Source organism: Pseudoalteromonas lipolytica (genome assembly GCF_003515105.1).
GTDB classification, from domain to species: Bacteria; Pseudomonadota; Gammaproteobacteria; order Enterobacterales; family Alteromonadaceae; genus Pseudoalteromonas; species Pseudoalteromonas lipolytica.
Genome location: NZ_CP032091.1, coordinates 653,027 through 670,641 on the forward strand (window position 1 = coordinate 653,027; position 17,615 = coordinate 670,641).

12 protein-coding genes are annotated in these 17,615 nt (G+C 41.5%); 8 read left to right on the forward strand and 4 right to left on the reverse strand.

The window, feature by feature from the left end; all coding sequences use genetic code 11:
- Positions 1 to 2: 2 nt before the first annotated feature.
- The 4 genes from D0907_RS19110 to ndk form a co-directional block, all read right to left on the reverse strand.
- Positions 3 to 860, reverse strand: coding sequence for a RodZ domain-containing protein (locus D0907_RS19110; protein WP_075593185.1), 858 nt, complete (start codon positions 858 to 860; stop codon positions 3 to 5).
- A complete protein-coding gene (pilW, locus tag D0907_RS19115; protein WP_118845080.1) occupies positions 857 to 2,749 on the reverse strand; it encodes a type IV pilus biogenesis/stability protein PilW in 1,893 nt (630 codons plus the stop codon). Before pilW ends, D0907_RS19110 begins: the two co-directional genes overlap by 4 nt.
- Before the next feature lie 113 nt (positions 2,750 to 2,862).
- Entirely contained in the window at positions 2,863 to 3,993 is a 1,131-nt protein-coding gene (gene rlmN / locus D0907_RS19120; RefSeq protein WP_036972406.1) for a dual-specificity RNA methyltransferase RlmN, read from the reverse strand.
- A 172-nt stretch (positions 3,994 to 4,165) separates the two neighbouring features.
- On the reverse strand, positions 4,166 to 4,597 hold the full coding sequence (ndk, locus tag D0907_RS19125) for a nucleoside-diphosphate kinase (RefSeq protein ID WP_036972405.1): 432 nt from the start codon (positions 4,595 to 4,597) through the stop codon (positions 4,166 to 4,168).
- A 242-nt stretch (positions 4,598 to 4,839) separates the two neighbouring features.
- Here ndk and D0907_RS19130 point away from each other — a divergent pair, with 242 nt between their 5' ends.
- The 8 genes from D0907_RS19130 (at position 4,840) to D0907_RS19165 (ending at position 17,303) form a co-directional block, all read left to right on the forward strand.
- Positions 4,840 to 5,436 (forward strand): hypothetical protein, encoded by a 597-nt coding sequence (locus tag D0907_RS19130; RefSeq protein ID WP_118845082.1) that lies wholly within the window; start codon positions 4,840 to 4,842, stop codon positions 5,434 to 5,436.
- A 398-nt stretch (positions 5,437 to 5,834) separates the two neighbouring features.
- Positions 5,835 to 6,446 (forward strand): hypothetical protein, encoded by a 612-nt coding sequence (locus D0907_RS19135; protein WP_036972403.1) that lies wholly within the window; start codon positions 5,835 to 5,837, stop codon positions 6,444 to 6,446.
- Positions 6,446 to 9,079, forward strand: a complete 2,634-nt coding sequence (locus tag D0907_RS19140) for a WD40 repeat domain-containing protein (RefSeq protein WP_036972402.1) — start codon at positions 6,446 to 6,448, stop codon at positions 9,077 to 9,079. Before D0907_RS19135 ends, D0907_RS19140 begins: the two co-directional genes overlap by 1 nt.
- A gap of 70 nt (positions 9,080 to 9,149) precedes the next feature.
- The gene (locus D0907_RS19145; RefSeq protein ID WP_118845085.1) at positions 9,150 to 9,629 is read left to right on the forward strand and encodes a hypothetical protein; all 480 of its coding nucleotides are present in this window, start codon (positions 9,150 to 9,152) and stop codon (positions 9,627 to 9,629) included.
- Between the two features lie 488 nt (positions 9,630 to 10,117).
- Positions 10,118 to 10,699 (forward strand): hypothetical protein, encoded by a 582-nt coding sequence (locus D0907_RS19150; protein WP_036972400.1) that lies wholly within the window; start codon positions 10,118 to 10,120, stop codon positions 10,697 to 10,699.
- A 14-nt stretch (positions 10,700 to 10,713) separates the two neighbouring features.
- Positions 10,714 to 12,258 (forward strand): S8 family serine peptidase, encoded by a 1,545-nt coding sequence (locus D0907_RS19155; protein ID WP_118845087.1) that lies wholly within the window; start codon positions 10,714 to 10,716, stop codon positions 12,256 to 12,258.
- A gap of 224 nt (positions 12,259 to 12,482) precedes the next feature.
- Complete coding sequence (trhP, locus tag D0907_RS19160) at positions 12,483 to 13,868, forward strand: prephenate-dependent tRNA uridine(34) hydroxylase TrhP (protein WP_065979595.1); 1,386 nt, start codon at positions 12,483 to 12,485, stop codon at positions 13,866 to 13,868.
- A 126-nt stretch (positions 13,869 to 13,994) separates the two neighbouring features.
- On the forward strand, positions 13,995 to 17,303 hold the full coding sequence (locus tag D0907_RS19165) for a bifunctional diguanylate cyclase/phosphodiesterase (RefSeq protein WP_118845090.1): 3,309 nt from the start codon (positions 13,995 to 13,997) through the stop codon (positions 17,301 to 17,303).
- Positions 17,304 to 17,615 lie beyond the last annotated feature (312 nt).

Genomic DNA, 17,615 nt, shown 5'->3' on the forward strand with positions numbered 1-17,615 from the left:
GGTTACTCTGATAACGGTAAAGTAAATTTAGCTAATCGGTTTTTGGCAAAATGTGAGGTGTCGACAGGTTGACCTTCAAACGTAATATCAACCATTTGGTGTTTGCCTAGCACGACATTAAATGGCTGTGGACCTGTGACAGTCATGACGTAGCCGGCTTTTTTTACGCCAAATGCTACGCGGTCACCGTTGCCATCGTGAATTTCAACCCAGCTGTCTTCATTAAAGTGCATGACAATGGTGCTTTGTTCAGGATCGCTTGAGCTTGCTTGCTCTGGTGTCACAGGCGGTGTTGTCGCAGAGGCTGGTTCAGACTCTGCAACAGCTAAATCAGTACTGATTGGCGCTGCACTTTCAGTGTGTTCTTGGCCAACGGGAGGCTCTTGAACAGGGGACGAAAGTTCACTTGTTTCAAGTTGATTTGGCTGAATTGTCTTAATCGGCTCTTCAATCGCTGGTGCGCTATTTTGCCACCACCAAAAAACAGACGAGCCAATGATTACAGCTAAAATAAAGTAGCTGAACAACATTAAGCGGCTGTCATGTGCTTCTTTTTCAGTACGACGAGAGAAACTTTGCATTTTTGACTTTTTCGCAGGTTCTATCTGCTCAGGCAGTAATGCAAGCATGGCTTGACTGTCAATTTTAAGCTCTCGGCAATAACTTTTAATATAGCCTTTAACAAACGTGGCAGGGCCAAGTAACTCGTGTTCGTCGTTTTCTAGTCTCTGTAATTGTAAAACAGATAATTTTAATGCTCCGGCAAGTTGCTCAAGGCTCACTCCCGCATTTTCGCGGTGCTTTTTTAGCGCTTGGCCGAGCGTTTCTTGCGGTTGTTCTAACGTGTTTTCTTCATTCATAATGCGTATGAGTCTGGGTCTACCAATAAGAGTCTATGCCCAGGTTTTAGGGCTACATCTGGGCTCAATTTGTTCCAGCGCATTAATTGATCGATCAATACGCTATGCTGGGTGGCTATGCCATAAAGAGTATCGCCAGCGTTAATGTCATGGTAAATGTGCGGATCATTTAAATAGATTTTTGTGCCGTTTTGCACACGATCCGATTCTTTTAAGCCATTCCATTGCAAAATCTTCTGTAGTTTAACATTGTATCGCACCGAAATGCTAAATAGGTTTTCACCATTTTGAATAACATGGTAAGGAATATTTAATGCGGCGACACTGGGGTTCAGCATGGGCAGTTGTAATTGCTCTGTGCTGACGCTGTAGCGCGTGTTACTTGTTTGCGCAGAACGAGAAGAACGGGTGTTAAATACATCGGCATCTTTTTCTGCTTCGTAAAAAACCACGGTGCCAGTGTCTTTTTTCACAGCGTTTGTAGATGGCTCAATTTGCTGTTTTATTTCAGGTGTTTGTGGAGCACCAAATGAAACAATTTTTACGTCATCACTGTTTGTTTGTGTGGGCTCAACTGCTGGCGTTGTGGTTTGTGATGAACCAAGTGCATTCACGACTGCTGAGGTATCGTTAGCCACCGCGCTTTTTACTACTGGGCGTGATGACACGGTGGTAAAACCGCCTATTTTAGGCTGCGTTTTCTGTACGGCTGCCACTGGCTGTTGTTTAGGTGCCGTGACTGCGTCCTCTTCTTCGACTGCGTCAACGTGCTCAATATCAGCTTGCGCAACTTCAACAGATTTTACTTCTGGTAATGAGTCTGCGGGCGTTGGCATGGTTGCCACAGGTTGTGTGTCTGTTGGTTCTGCAGCGACAGACACCGCTGCTGATTCTTCAGTTGCGACAGGTTTAATTGTCGCGACAGGCTCTATTGTTGTGTTTGCAGCTACTGTTGTGCTCGCCGAACTTGGTTGTTGTGGCTTAGGCGGTGCCTTTTTCTTTACGATACGGATTTTTGGCTGATCTTTACTTACCGACGAGTAATCGCTTGAAATGAGCAGTTCTTCTAACTGAGAAAGGCGGTATTTTTCTCGTAAAATCTCAAATTCAGTGTTCTTTAACTGCTGAGAGGAGATGGCTTTAGCTTCACTTGAGCCGGGGTAAGTTTGTAAAATAATGGCCGCCGTGGTTTCTGCTTTTTCAATGTGGCCCATGCGTTGTTGAATAAGGTAACTTAGCATTAAAGCGCGAGGAGTGACACGGCCTGTAGATTCAAATTGCTCCACGACTTCCTGTGCTTTATGTAAGTCGCTTTTAGCATAATATAAACCTGCAAGGTTTATTAATGATGATGGGCGTTGTGAGCTGTGACTTAATGCTGATTTAAAATATTTTTCAGCATTTTCAAAATCATTAAACTCAACGGCACATAACGCTAAGTTTTCGTAACTTTCGGCTACACGAATATAGCTTGGAATCGCAATGGCTTTAAGGAGTTCTTCTGCGGCGCGGTCATATTCACCGATACCACATAAAAAGACCCCATAGTTATTTAAAGTATTAGGATCGTCGGGATCAAGTTTTAATGCTTGTTGATAGGCCCTGTCGGCCAACTCATTTTCATCAACTTGCTGATAATAATATGCCAGAGAATAGTGTACTTCAGGTAGTTGCGGTGCGAAGTCAGCTGCACGCTCCAAATTATACTTTGCTTGCGAGTTATTGCCTGTTTTTAAGTACTGTAAAGCAAGGGCTATACGAGTACGCGCGGCACCAGTATTATTGATTTTATTTTCAACAACAGGTTTGTTACTTCCGTTGTAGCTGTTTTCTGTGACACACCCAGCTAATGCTAAAGCACTAACAGTTATGGCAAGTAAAGATCGCATTACCTAATCTCTTGTTTGATTCCGTATGCCTATCTTACCGAAAAGCCTTTGTCTTGCATCTATTATTTTAAAAATAAGCTGCTTAACACAAAGGCTTGTCTTGGATTTAACGATTATGCTTGATGAATATTAACAGCAATTGCGTTGTCATCGCGCATTTTCTTTTTCGCTAAACGCTTTGTTCTGTCAACCACATCGCCCACTAATTGACCGCAGGCTGCATCAATATCGTCACCACGAGTACGTCGAACAATACAGGTAATGCCTGCCGCTTGTAGTACTTTAGAAAAACGGTCAATACGGCTATTACTTGAGCGACCATATTCGTTGCCAGGGAATGGGTTAAACGGAATAAGGTTTACTTTAGACGGTGTCCCTTTTAATGTTTTAACCAGTTCATGGGCTTGGTCGGTGCTGTCGTTAATGCCTTGCAACATGACGTACTCAATAGTGACATCTTTATTCGCTTTTGAGCCATCGATGTAACGACGACACGCCGCTAAAAACTCTTCAATTGGGTACTTTTTATTGATAGGCACTAGCACGTCACGCAGCTCGTTGTTTGGCGCGTGAAGAGAGATGGCCAACGCAACGTCGATTTTTTCTTTTAGTAAATCAAGAGCAGGAACAACACCAGATGTGCTCAGTGTAACGCGACGCTTTGATAGACCAAAACCCCAGTCATCCATCATCAGTTCCATTGCTGGCACAACATTCTTAAGGTTTAAAAGTGGCTCACCCATACCCATCATTACAACATTAGTAACAGGGCGTTTGGTGCTATCGCCATCAAGGCCAATATCTTTAGCAACACGCCATACTTGGCCAATAATTTCAGATACCGTTAGGTTACGGTTAAAGCCTTGCTGCGCTGTTGAGCAGAAAGTACATTCTAGCGCACAGCCTACTTGTGACGATACACATAAGGTTGCACGGTCTTTTTCAGGGATCCACACAGCTTCAACTTCTTGGCCACCTTGTAGCAATAAGGCATATTTAATTGTGCCATCACTTGCTACTTGTTTTACTGAGATCTCGGGTGCAACAATTTCACATTCAGCTTTAAGCTTTTCTTTTAACTTTTTATTGACGTTGCTCATGTCGTCAAAATTATCTACACCAAAATGATAAATCCATTTCATCACCTGATCGCCACGGAACGGCTTTTCGCCGAAGGATACAAAAAGCTCACGCATTGCATCTCGGTTTAAATCTAATAAATTAATCTTTTTTTCTGTGGTCATGAAACAACCTCAATCAGTGACGGTGGTATAAGTATTTAGGGTGCGCGATTGTATATTATTTAATCGACTTAGTCATTAGCTAAACAGACGAATAATAAGCTTAGCTAATGACTAAAAAAGGGCTCGAAAGCCCTTTTTCTTCTGCATCACAGACTTAGCTGTGAACTCGATATTAACGAGTACGTGGGCAGATTTCTTCGTCAGCGAAGAAGTATGCGATTTCACGTGCAGCTGATTCAACAGCGTCTGAACCGTGAACAGCATTTTCGTCGATGCTGTCAGCGTAGTCAGCACGTAATGTACCTGCTAGCGCTTCAGCTGGGTTAGTAGCACCCATGATTTCACGGTTTTTAAGTACAGCGTTCTCACCTTCAAGAACAGTAACCATTACTGGACCAGATGTCATGAACTCAACTAAAGCACCGAAGAAAGGACGCTCGCTGTGCTCAGCGTAGAAGCCTTCAGCTTTTTCTTTTGAAAGGTGAACCATTTTAGCTGCAACGATCTTAAGACCTGCAGTTTCGAAACGGTTGTAGATAGCGCCGATGTGGTTTTTAGCAACTGCATCAGGTTTTACGATTGAAAAAGTACGCTCTAAAGCCATCTTTGTGCTCCAATAATTTTATATATAAAAGGTTAAATATTAACGGGCGCGAATTATACGCGCTTTACGCTAAAATTCCTAATTTTATTAAATAGAGCATAGATGGCATTTTTATGATCCTTTTGGCGATTGCCCTAAAAGGCTGCCTTTAATTCAATTATGACTGCAAAGTTGTTACTGCATAGGGATTTTGAGCTATCATTTTCAGCAAGGAAAATAGAGTACTAAAATAAGGAAAAACAATGAAAAAACTTCTTTTAATAGGTTTACTTGCTAGTGTTTTAGCTGGCTGTAATTCAGATTCAAATGATGAATTAACATGTCCGTCTTCACCTGTAGCCATCGATATTGCTAACTACGCTGTGGTAGCTGAACAGGATAGCGCAAATACACTTACACCCATTGCCTTTGACACCTATAAAATCAAGCTAAGCGGAATGGGTGACGGTGTTTATCAAGACGGTAACGAACCAGATCCTAATAAAGAATACGCTGATTGCCCAGTGGCGGCTGTGGTGCTTGGCAGTATTAATAGCATTACTGCAATTAATGTTTATTCAAGCGCCGATTATAGCAGCGAACTAACGGCTGGTATGAGCTTGAATAGTATCTTCAATGTCACAGAGATGTATGTGAATGACTTTGACTACTTTAATGAGGGAGGCTATGCCAGTGTCGCTGATTTTGCTGACATATTACCTACTACAGCACCTGTGTTTATTGAACTAAAACCAAATCAAGCGCCTGAACTGCAAAGCAGTCATATTTTTTATATAGATATTTATTTTGCAAATGGTAAAACGTTCACACTCGAAACAGAAGAAGTTGCGCTTTTTTAGGCAATCATAAAAGGCACTAGATAAGTGAAGTTACTTTGCATATCGCTACTTTACTTATCTAGGTGGAACATTCCTTTTTACAACCTTATTTTTGTTAACCTTTCATTCACTTTTGCGCTGTTAGCGTATACCAATGTGTTATGCTGCTATAAATTTAACTTTCTGAATATATAGGTTTTAAATTCACTTTTCTTCTTTTTACCCTACCTTAAAATAAAAAATAAGCACCTTTTAAATTGTAACCGAAATGTTAAATTTGAGTGTACAAAAGGCTACATTTTTTTGCGTGAACTCTTGTCTTTATTCAACCATAAATAATTAGTGATTAGGTTTTTTGTAGTTATAAATCCTGATTTAAAACAATAAATACACGAATTAAAGAATGATAGGAGATATGAATGAAACTACGCAGGTCATTAACCAAGCTGTCATGTGCATCTATTTTTGCACTAGGCACTGCGATGGCATTGTCGCCAGCTGCCAATGCAATGAAATTAAAGCAACAAAACTTACAAGAACTAACGCAAGCATCTCAAAGTATTATTACTGGCGAGGTTATTAAAGTAACCGATGGGTTTGACAACAAGCGTCCTTACACTGAAGTCACTATTCAAGTTGGGTCTGATGCAAAAGGCAAATTAAAAGAAAACTCGACCTACACTTTTCGTCAATTTGGTTTAATTAAGCCTCGCTCAATGGGCAATGGCAAAGTGTATTTAGGGGTTACTCCAGATGGTTTCGCAAAGTGGCATGAAGGTGAAAACGTCATTGCTTTTATGTACAAACCAGCTTCTATTACCGGTTTTCAAACAACTGCGGGCATGGCACAAGGTAAGTTTGTTGTACGCGATGGCAAAGTCGTAAACGAATTTGCAAATGCCGGTCTATTTGAAGACATGGATACATCTAATTTTTCAAATGAAGAACGCAATATGCTCACCAGTCCGGGAGCAGTTAAGGCCGATGTATTTATAAATTTGGTGGGTAAACTGACTGGAGTACAACAATAATGAAATTTTCAAAAATTACAGCAGCCCTTGCCTTAGCCACTCTTTCAGCCAGTTCACTCGCTGGCGGCCCTTTATATATTCATGATAAAACCATGGCACCGTATAAATGGGACACCTCCAAAGGCACTATTCCTGTATGGACGGATGGTGGTCAAGTTATTAAAGACAAAGACGGTAACGACGTTCAGGCTTTTACCATATTAGAGCAAGGCACGACATTCAATGTCGATATAACTTTACCAGATGGCACTGTGTTACCAAAATACGTTCCTTTAGACCGAGATTACACTTTTCTAACGATTGAGCAGGCGAATGCAGTCACAGCAGATGCTGTCGCACAGTGGTCAAATGTTGAAACCTCAACCTTAGACATGGCACTTGCAGGCACAATTGAAAGTCAAACCGGTATTAGCGACGTTAACGCTTCTAATGTTGACCAAATATATGGCGCCGAAAACGGCTACGGTTTTTGGGTTAACTATGATACTGACGGTGCGATCCTCGAAAATTACTTTGGAGTTCCTCGTTCATCTGTGCTCGGTATTGCTTTTCCTGAATGGGCAGATGAAGAAACGGGTGAAATTCTAGAAGCAACTGCGCTGATGAATGGATGGTATGTCGATATCAACGACACCGAGGGTAAGATGATACAAGGCGTATTTACTCATGAGTTTGGCCACGCGATGAATATGTCACACTCACAGGCAAATGGTCACTTTACCTATATAGCTAACCCAAACTACCTTATGTATGATGGTGTTGCTGGTTGTGCGGGTACGAATTCGTACACTGGGCGGAATAGTGCGCCTGTCGACAGTATCGAAACAATGTTTCCATTTATTAATGTACGTGGTATCGAGGGCGAAGCACAGGGCACGGTCAATGTACGCGATGATATCGTCAATATCTCTGATTTATATCCAACTGCGGATTACAAAACCAAATACGGAACCATTAAAGGAAAACTTTACACCAAAGAAGGTGTTGAGTATGCAGGCATGAATATGGTTGCCCGTAACCTCGATAATCCATTGCAAGACGTAATCACCCAACAAAGTGGGAATATGACCCAAGGGCGTATAGGCCCTGATGGCTCATTCACAATCAACGGCTTAACGCCTGGTGGCCGCTATGCGCTGTATATGGATCCAATTCGTGCTGGCGGCTACCCCACGACACCAACCGATATCATTTCTGAAAATGAATATTGGAATGAAGATGAAGGCACTTCGCCAGCGCTTGACAATGCGTGTAACATGACCGAAATCATTGTCGCTGGAGGTGAAACTAAAGAAGTTGAAATGTACTTCAATGGCTATCAAGATGGTATTCAATACACCCCGCTTGTGGCAGCCTGGGTAAGCGATCATGCAAAAAATGGCAAGAAAGCATTAGGTACTACTCAGGGTGGTACACCATTTATTTATAACAGCACACAGAATACTTTTGAAACACTGGAGACGCCGCAAGGTTTTGCGCCTTTAAAAGCCACTTCTGCTGCGATGAGTAAAACAGCCACAAAGGCGGCAGTTATTGCTGATCTTGACGGTAACGGCATTGGTCAAGGTGCAGTATGGGATATCAGTTCAGGCCACCTCTCTGTGCTTGAAGACCCAAGCAATAACACCTGTGCGCTGGCAAGTCAGTCAGGTGTGAGTTCGCACTCTATTTGGGATATGGATGATGCAGGTAAAACCGTTGTTGGTAATTCTCGCCGCCCCAATACTGGTGGCGTAGAGTGTGCACCAGACAAGGCGTCAAGTTCATATGGCGTTCCAACAGTCTGGGATGTTAAAACAGGCAAAGCAACACCATTAACTGATGGCTTAGAGTTTATTCCTCGCTCTTGGGGAGATGGCTATGAAGTACGTATTAATGGTGAGCGAACCGAAGCATGGGTGCGTGCAGATAAAATCTCTGGTAACGGTAAAACAGTGACCGGCTCAGGCAACAACAATAACTCTCAGCTTGCGTGGGTGGATGGTAAGTTACGAGACCTCTACAAGGACTTCGGAGCACTCAACTCTTCTGTAATTTCTTATGATGGTGAGCGTATCGCCTTTGGTGCACAACGTGGATTTGGCCGTCGAGCGTTCGGTGAGGGGGTGAAAGTCTGGAATGCTAAAACAGATGAAGTGACTAATCTCGGTGGTCTACGTTGGTGCGAAGATGTTCCATACTATCAGTTCATCTACAACCTATGTGCGGCACCTTATAATATGAGCCATGAAGAAATTGCTGAAATTGCTGGTTTACCATTGAACATGGTACTTGATGCCAATGATGATTTATCTGTTATCACAGGCCGCCTGCTTATCAATGGCATGCCTGCTGGTTCGACCATCTATATGGAAGGTATTGGTTGGATGACAGGTCAGGAGTTCTTTGGTAAGCAAGGTGTCGTAGAAGCGAAAAACTTCATGACCAATGGCATTTTCGGTGTCAGTGCCAACGGCTCCGAAATGATGGCTGGTATTGTCGGACTTCCCACACCAGTGACCATTGAAGTCGATGCCAACAAAGCCTTTGTATGTAAACATGGCATAAACCAAGAACTAAGTTTCCCGAAACAAGTTGTTGAAGCGGTGAAAGGCGGAGCAGAGTTTGGTCGCTGTGAACACATAGATGACTAGTATTTTGCTAGGTTAGTGGATGGCCCACTCAAAATGTGGGCCATTTTATTGTTACAACAAAGAATTGTTTATGTTTAAAAATATAATAAAAATAATGTGCTTATTATCTGTGATTGGCACAGCTGAAAACCTACATGCACAAATCAATCAAGAATCGAACACTGTAGAGGCTGAGTTTCCAACTGAACTTGAGACAACATGGGAACTTGATGAGGCTGCATCAATTGAGTACGCAAAGCGCTCTGTGTACTGGAATGATAATATCGCAAAGTTACTGCCTAAACTCATAGCGACGAATAAGCAAATAAAATATCGTTTTAATGAAAATGAGCTGGTGAGTGTACTCGAAGACACTAAGCAGAAAATAGCGATTACCTTAAATAAACAAACCCTTACAACGTTTTTATTTAACTTTCAGCATGATGACAAGCAAGGTCATTTGAAAGTTGAAAAAGCGGCGGGCGGGCGAATTAACATTCAAGCTGAAGGCTTGCTTGGCTATCAATTTCTGTTGTGGAAAAAGCGCCGCGAACGCTTAACAGGCGTGTAAAAATTTTTATGAGAATGGCTTTGCTGTTAACATAACTAAATCAAAACCAATTATCCTGGATAGTTAATTGCGTTTGATCTAAAAAAGGTGGCCATAGGATTGGTCACCTTTTTTTCTTTTCTCTGTTAGTTTTTCGTGTTTCAAAGCCACTCATCTCATTAAGCGAATGGGTATCACAATGCACTATAACCACAGTGCAACAGTGTTTAATTAAGATCTTTTAATGTGCTATTTGGTGCTTGATTACACTTTGGTACAAACTGGTACATATGAACGCTGTGTGAATTTATTTTTAACAGGTTGTAAATAAAGGCGTTTTTTCTGCTTACATTTGTGCTGTTCATTTTTGCTTATTTCTGCGTATTGAATTCTCTTATTGGTTGCTCTAATACTGTGCTGTCGCTCTTAACTAGATGTATATACTCGAAATATTAGTTTGCGTCACAGTGGATAAAACGATAATGAAAACAAACTACAAGGAAAAAAATATGAAACTAACACAGTTAGGGTTGTTAATTGCAACAGCCGCTATATTGAGTGGCTGTGCAAAAATAGATGCACGAGTGTCAGCTGGTGGAACGCTTAATTCAAAAGGCGGAGCGGGCAAAGCTGTCTTTACTGCGCATGCTGCGCGATGCGATGGTGATGTATCTGGACAGGTTAATTATAAGGATTTAACAGCAATTGATTGGCAGCAAATGGGCGGTGTAGCGTTTAATGCAAACGTGTATGGTGCTGGATTATGCAGCGAAGAGCCCGTTGATCCTGAGGGCGCAGAGTCGGGTGATGAGCGTTTGTACTGTAAGCAAGATATTTGCACTGAGGGAATGTATCAGGTGGAGTTTAATTATAGCTCAACCAACCCAACAGCGCCGGGAGAGGGCGTTGGCTTTGCCTGTATGATGGATATTTCAGAAGGCGTTAAAACAGGGATTGGTGCAAACGGGCTCTTAAATGTGATGTTGCTTGAGTCTGGGCCATATCAAGGTTACAGCAATGCAGGAACAATCAGTGGTAACGTTCAGTTGCATGATTGCCCAGCGAGCAAAAACGATAATACTGCACAATAACAAGGAGCCCAACGATGATTAATAAAAAAACAGTACTTGCTGCAAGTGTGGCTCTCGCATGTAGTTTCCCCAGTTTTGCAGAACAGACGTTTCGCATAGTGGTTGAAGCGAACAATAATAAAGCGTCAATTGTGAAATCGGCACTCCAGGCTAAAAATGTCAAAATAGAAAAAGAAATTAAGTCACTCGAGAGTTTTGCAGTCACTATTAATAAAGCGCAATTGGCAGAGATAGCGGGTTTATCCAATATTAAAGCGTTTTACCCCGATGTATCTCGTAAACTGATGTCGGAAGAGCCGATGCAGTTCTTACCTTATGGCTATACGATGGTTCAGGCAGATAAAGTGCAGTATCAAGGCGGTCAAAAGGTGTGTGTCATTGATAGTGGTTATGCATTAAGTCACCCTGATTTACCGAGTGCGGGCGTGACCGGTTCAGCGGATGGTGGCGCGGGTGTTTGGTATGAAGACCCATTTGGTCATGGCACGCATGTTGCGGGCACGATTGCTGCAATTGATGACAACAAAGGCAGTGCAGGTATTGTGGGTGACCACTCTCTGGATATGCACATTGTGCGTGTATTTGCAGGCAACGGTAGTTGGGCTTATGCCTCTGATTTAGCTGGGGCCATTGATGAGTGTCAGCAAGCGGGCTCAACAGTGATCTCCATGAGCTTAGGGGGCAAATATTCAAGTCCGATTGAAGAAAGAGCAATTAATAAAGTGGCGCGTAATAATATTTTAATGATTGCAGCTGCAGGTAACTCAGGTGATGCATCACACAGTTATCCTGCGTCTTACGATAGTGTGGTTTCAGTTGCCGCGGTGGATAGTGTTAAGCAACATGCAAGCTTTTCACAGCGCAGTTCACAGGTTGAGTTATCAGCGCCAGGGGTTGGGGTGTTCTCAACAATTCCTGTTGGTAAAGGACGTTTTTCAAAATTTAATGTAATGCAGGATGATGTTAACTTTCAGCACTATGCATTGGATGGATCACGTTTTGGCTCGGTCACAGGTGAGCTTGTCGATTGTGGACGCGGCACCGAAAGCTGTGGTGATGTAACAGGTAAAATTTGTTTAGTTGAGCGTGGTGATAGCCCGTTTTATAGCAAGGTTGAGCAATGCGAAGCCGATGGCGGGGTGGGGGTTATTATTCGTAATAACATCGAAGGTGAGCTTGTGGGTAATATTAATCCAACGACACTGGTTGTGGGCGCGGTAATGATGAATGAGGGGCTTCATTTAATGGAGCAACTAGGGCAAGAAACCACAATAAGTGTTGCCGAGTTTACAGATCATGACTTCAAGTCAGGCACTTCAATGGCCACACCTCATGTATCTGGCGTGGCAGCTGTGGTGTGGAGTAATTTTCCTGAATGTACTGCAAATGGTATTCGCTTAGCGCTTCGTGCGTCGGCGGATGATCAGGGCGAGGCTGGGTATGATCATGCTTATGGCTGGGGGGTTGTTCAAGCAAAAGCCGCCGTTGATTATATTTCTGAGCATGGCTGTAGTGCGCCAAAAGGCGTGTTACGCGGGGGCGATGGCTCGGCTCATTAATTCACGAGTTACAAGATACATTGTTATTGATACCAAAGCGCCAAAAGGCGCTTTTTTTCGTTGTGTTTCGTAAGCAGCAATGTTTGGTGTTAATTAGCGGTTTAGTTACCTGCAATTATGATCTAGATCAATAAAATATAGTCACAGATTATTATACTCCCGCGCTCGTTAATCATATTAATTCATGCAACCGATTTGTACTCGGTTCGATGTGTGGAGCATTCATGTCGTCACCTATTTTGACCCCTCGCCCTTTTACGCCTGAGTTGTTATCACCCGCAGGTAGTTTAAAAAATATGCGTTATGCTTTTGCTTATGGCGCAGATGCCGTTTATGCAGGTCAGCCTCGTTATAGCCTTCGTGTTCGTAACAACGAGTTTGATTTAGATAACTTGCAAATCGGTATTAATGAGGCACATGCACAAAATAAAAAGTTGTACGTTGTGTCGAACATTGCTCCCCACAATGCCAAAGTAAAGTCGTATTTACGCGATATTGAACCTGTCATCGCAATGCAGCCAGATGCGCTGATTATGTCAGATCCGGGTTTAATTATGCTGGTCCGTGAAAAATGGCCAGACATGCCAATTCACTTATCTGTACAAGCTAACGCAGTTAACTACGCCACGGTAAATTTTTGGGCAAAACAAGGCATTGAACGTGTTATTTTGTCGCGTGAATTATCACTTGAAGAAATTGCAGAAATACGCGAATTATGCCCAAGCACAGAGCTTGAAGTCTTTGTTCATGGGGCATTATGTATGGCGTACTCTGGACGCTGTTTGTTGTCGGGTTATATTAATAAGCGCGATCCTAACCAAGGCACGTGTACGAATGCATGCCGTTGGAATTACGATGTAAAACCGGGCACCGAAAACGAAACGGGCGAAATGGTTCATAAAATTGATCCTAAATCAGTGATCCCCACACTCGGTGAAGGCGCGCCAAGTAATGAAGTCTATATGCTGGAAGAGCAAGGTCGCCCTGGTGAATACATGCCTGCATTTGAAGACGAGCATGGCACTTACATCATGAATTCAAAAGACTTACGCGCCGTACAGTATGTTGATCAGCTTACAAAAATGGGCGTACATAGCCTAAAAATTGAAGGGCGCACAAAGTCTTTCTATTATGTGGCGCGTACCGCACAAGTTTACCGTAAAGCAATTGATGATGCGGTGGCTGGGCGTCCTTTTGATGCAAACTTATTTAAAACGCTTGAGAACTTAGCGCACCGTGGTTACACCGAAGGCTTTTTAAAGCGCCATGCACACCAAGACTATCAAAACTATGAGTACGGTCACTCGGTATCAGATAAACAACAGTTTGTTGGTGAAGTGCTGGGGCGTACTAGCAATGGGTTGGTTGAAATTGATGTTAAAAATAAATTTTGTACGGGTCACTCGCTTGAGTTAATGACACCTAAAGGCAATATCAACTTTAACCTTGAGTTTATGGAAAACAAAAAGGGCGAGTCAATCAGCGATGCAAAAGGCTCAGGCCATATTGTAAAAATCCCTCTACCGGAAGACATTGATTTAGACCACGCAATTTTGATGCGTAACCTCGATGCTAATCAAGATACACGGAATCCTTTTAATAAAGGTTAGTTTTCATTCTGTTGCGCTAAGCTATAGTTAGCGCAACGCCGACAGATTTTTTCATTATTTATCTACACTTAACTGTTATTTTTACTATCCTTTTTAGTAATACTTATAAAAATAGTTAAAAGCTTAGTGAAACAGTTTGTACATACTTCTCATCATAAAGAACTTGTAAATACCTTACCTTACATTGGTGTCGGTGTGTTGCTATTAGCCATCGTATTACTGCTAGAAAAGGTCGGTTTAATTGCTACTGAACCTTTTTATGTAGGCATGCACACCAGTGTTGAGCTTTTCTCAGTTGTTATTTCATTCTTAATTTTTGCTATTGGATGGAATACATGGCACTTCACCCGGAATAGCAAGTTATTGTTGCTATCTTGTCTTATGCTGTGTGTTGCTATTTTTGATGCGCTGCACTTTTTGAGTTTTTCAAGTGTCAGTGATCACGAGAAAAACATGGAGCAAGTGTTTGCTTTTTGGCTGTTTGCCCGGTTTTTTAATGCCGCTGCATTTTTAGTGATTGCAACCGCTATTTGGGTGAATTATAAGCTGTTTAATGCGCGTGTTGTGCTGAGTACTTTACTTAGTGTGACCGCGTGTATTGTGGCTGTTGTATTTTATTTTCCCGATTGGTTGCCCACGTTGTACATTGAAGGGGGTGGCAGCAGTCAACAAAAGTGGCTGATAGAAATAACACTGATTACGCTCTACAGCCTTGCTGCGTGTATGTTTGCATCGCAATTAAGAAAACCAAGAAACACTCTAAATATCGCCGGGAAAACGCTTGTTTGTTTGTTGGCGATATTAAGTGAGGCGTGTTTTACGCTCTATAATGATGCCTCACATGTAACCGATACACTTAACTTCTTTGGTCATATTTATAAAGGTTTGACCTACTTTTTATTATATAAAATCGTGTTTGTTGAAACCGTCATCAAACCTTACGCTGATCTTGAAAATTCAACAGAGCAGTTATCTGCAACGCTCACCGCTTTACCCGATTCTGTTTTTGAGCTTGAGCGAGATGGCACGTTTAAAACTATTTACAGTGACAATTCGCCGAGTCGTGTCTTTTCGAACAATGTGTTAGGTCACAATATTTGTCAGCTTTTTGCTCCTCAACATGCACCGCAGTTTATACACTCACTGCAACAAAATCATTTATTTGGATTATTTACTATCGATGCATTACCTCTCTTAATTAATGGACGTACGCATCATTTTGAATTCTCTGTGACGTTGTTTACTTATGAAAATGAGCATGAAACTTACTTAGTTGTCGCGCGTGACGTAACAGAAAAAATAGGGCAAATGGCAGCACTGCTTCAACAAAGCAAGTTCAATAAGGGATTGCTTACATTGACCGAAATTTCGTTTCAGGAAGATCAAGAAACCTTGCTTAATTATGCCGTTGAGCAAGCCCGTGAAATTGCAAATTGTGATGGTGCATCGCTCTATATTTGTAATGAACATAAGCAGCTCGCTTACCGTGCGGTGCATGGCTCAAAACTGGATGTATGTACCAGTAAGTTGCAAGAAAAAGTCGCTGTTGGAGAAGCAATCATTGTTAATCGCAAGCAAGCAAAAGAGTTTGGCTTGCCAAGTAATGCCAGCTCTTTGCTGGTGGTGCCGGTTGTGCGTCATGGCAAATGTCAGTTAGCGATTATTTTGCAACACACAGAAAAAACATTTTCAGTTCATGATAAAAACATGCTCACCGTGTGGGCTGAATCAGTGTGGCAGTGGTTTAATAAAATCACGTTGAATAAACGCATGCATATTTTATCTCAAGCTGTAGAGCAAAATCCGCACCCTATTATGTTTACGAATACGGATGCCAAAATTGAATATATGAATCGGGCGTACTTAGACATGTGTCAGTATGGTTACGATGAACTTATAGGCCAAAGTCCGAACATGATCAGCGCAGGTCAAACGGATTTAGGTGTTTATCAGGGGATGTGGCAACAGCTCAATAATAAACAGGCGTGGGTTGGTTCATTGGTTAATAAAACTAAACACGGAGATGCTATTGTAGAGCAAACAACCATATACCCCATTTTTGATAAGCAAGGAGCAATCAGTAATTACATTTCTTTTCAACATGATATGACTAAGCAAGTCGAAAGTGAAAGCTTAATACATCAGCTCTCTTACTTTGATCAGCAAACAGGGCTTGCCAATCAAGTGAAGTTACAAATGGAATTTGAGCAGGTCATAAAAGCGCATGTCGGTATTAAATCAGCCTTTATCTTAATTGGCTTAGACAACTTTAAAATTCTTAATAAGGCTCTGGGAATAGGAAATTGCAACTTAATACTGCAGAACTTGAGTGCAAGAATGAGTAATTTTATGGGTGAACAAGTCATGGTTGCGCGTTTACAAGGTGACCGCTTTGCATTTATTACCCCCTATACATCGACAGAAGAGATTGATAAGTGTGCTCATAACTTACTCAAAGTGATCAGAGAACCCTTATCAATTAACGACGAGTTAATTGTTGTAACGGCCTCGATAGGGGTTGCCCTGTGCCCGCTGGATGCCAGTGACTTTGAATCTTTATTGCAGATGGCTGAGTCGGCTATGTTTGAGGTGAAGAAACTAGGCCGTAATAATGTCTTGTTTTATGCTGAAGAAATGAATAAAGCAGGTGTGAGGCACGCTCAGATCATTAATGCTATCAATTACGCACTAAAAAATAACGAATTTTCACTCGTATTTCATCCTCAAATAGAACTAGCAACAAACAAAATGGTAGCCGCTGAGGTTTTATTGCGCTGGCATTCAGCTTCGTTAGGCTGTGTTTCACCCGCTGAGTTTATTCCGATTGCAGAACGTTGTGGCCGAATTAGTGACATTGATGATTGGGTTTTTGAAAATACCGTAAAAACGATTCGTCAATGGCGCGATAATGGGATGCCAGCGCTCACTTTTGCCATCAATTTATCGGCTACCAAATTTGTTAAAAAGAACTTGTTACGTAGTTTGACCACGGTACTGCAAAAATATTCCATTGAGCCGAGCTGTATTGAACTTGAGCTGACTGAGACGATTGCGATTGGTAATCCACAGTTTGCATTAAACACGATAACTAAACTGCGTGAAGCTGGATTTAAAATGTCGATTGATGATTTTGGGACGGGTTACTCATCAATGGGTTACCTTAAGGAATTTGCACTAGATAAGTTAAAAATTGATAAGTCATTTATTGATAATTTAGAACATCCAACTAAAGCAGATATTGCTATTGTAAAAGCCATGATTGATCTGGCGAAAGCACTTGATATGGAGTCGATAGCAGAAGGCGTTGAGTCAGAAAAACAATTACAAACCCTAAAAGAGTTAGGCTGCATTCAGATCCAAGGTTATTACCACAGTAAACCAATGCCAATTGATGCGTTTTATACTTACGCTACTCATGAACACGATAAGAATTAACGATTATTTATTAAGTAACTAATTACCTTTATTAGGTATTATTTTGGGTTGTTTAATTTAATGTTTAATTACCTTTATTAGGTATTTCATCAAATTATTTACTGTATAGTATTGTATTATAAAAAGTGTTTTTTTAAATTAAATTGCAATTATCTTTTTTGATTCATAGTCTTAGCTTGTTTCTGATTTATATTGATGTAATTTAACTTTTTAAGTAAAATAGAACGACTAAAGGATGAATTGTCAATGGGAAGACGATGAGTAACTAATGTTTTTTTATTACAAGGTTACTTAGATTGAAAAAAATACAAT

Bases quoted from the DNA above. Each gene is read 5' to 3' on its own strand.
- D0907_RS19110 (WP_075593185.1), bottom strand. From the start codon at position 860: ATGAATGAAGAAAACACGTTAGAACAACCGCAAGAAACGCTCGGCCAA.
- pilW (WP_118845080.1), bottom strand. From the start codon at position 2,749: ATGCGATCTTTACTTGCCATAACTGTTAGTGCTTTAGCATTAGCTGGG.
- rlmN (WP_036972406.1), bottom strand. From the start codon at position 3,993: ATGACCACAGAAAAAAAGATTAATTTATTAGATTTAAACCGAGATGCA.
- ndk (WP_036972405.1), bottom strand. From the start codon at position 4,597: ATGGCTTTAGAGCGTACTTTTTCAATCGTAAAACCTGATGCAGTTGCT.
- D0907_RS19130 (WP_118845082.1), top strand. From the start codon at position 4,840: ATGAAAAAACTTCTTTTAATAGGTTTACTTGCTAGTGTTTTAGCTGGC.
- D0907_RS19135 (WP_036972403.1), top strand. From the start codon at position 5,835: ATGAAACTACGCAGGTCATTAACCAAGCTGTCATGTGCATCTATTTTT.
- D0907_RS19140 (WP_036972402.1), top strand. From the start codon at position 6,446: ATGAAATTTTCAAAAATTACAGCAGCCCTTGCCTTAGCCACTCTTTCA.
- D0907_RS19145 (WP_118845085.1), top strand. From the start codon at position 9,150: ATGTTTAAAAATATAATAAAAATAATGTGCTTATTATCTGTGATTGGC.
- D0907_RS19150 (WP_036972400.1), top strand. From the start codon at position 10,118: ATGAAACTAACACAGTTAGGGTTGTTAATTGCAACAGCCGCTATATTG.
- D0907_RS19155 (WP_118845087.1), top strand. From the start codon at position 10,714: ATGATTAATAAAAAAACAGTACTTGCTGCAAGTGTGGCTCTCGCATGT.
- trhP (WP_065979595.1), top strand. From the start codon at position 12,483: ATGTCGTCACCTATTTTGACCCCTCGCCCTTTTACGCCTGAGTTGTTA.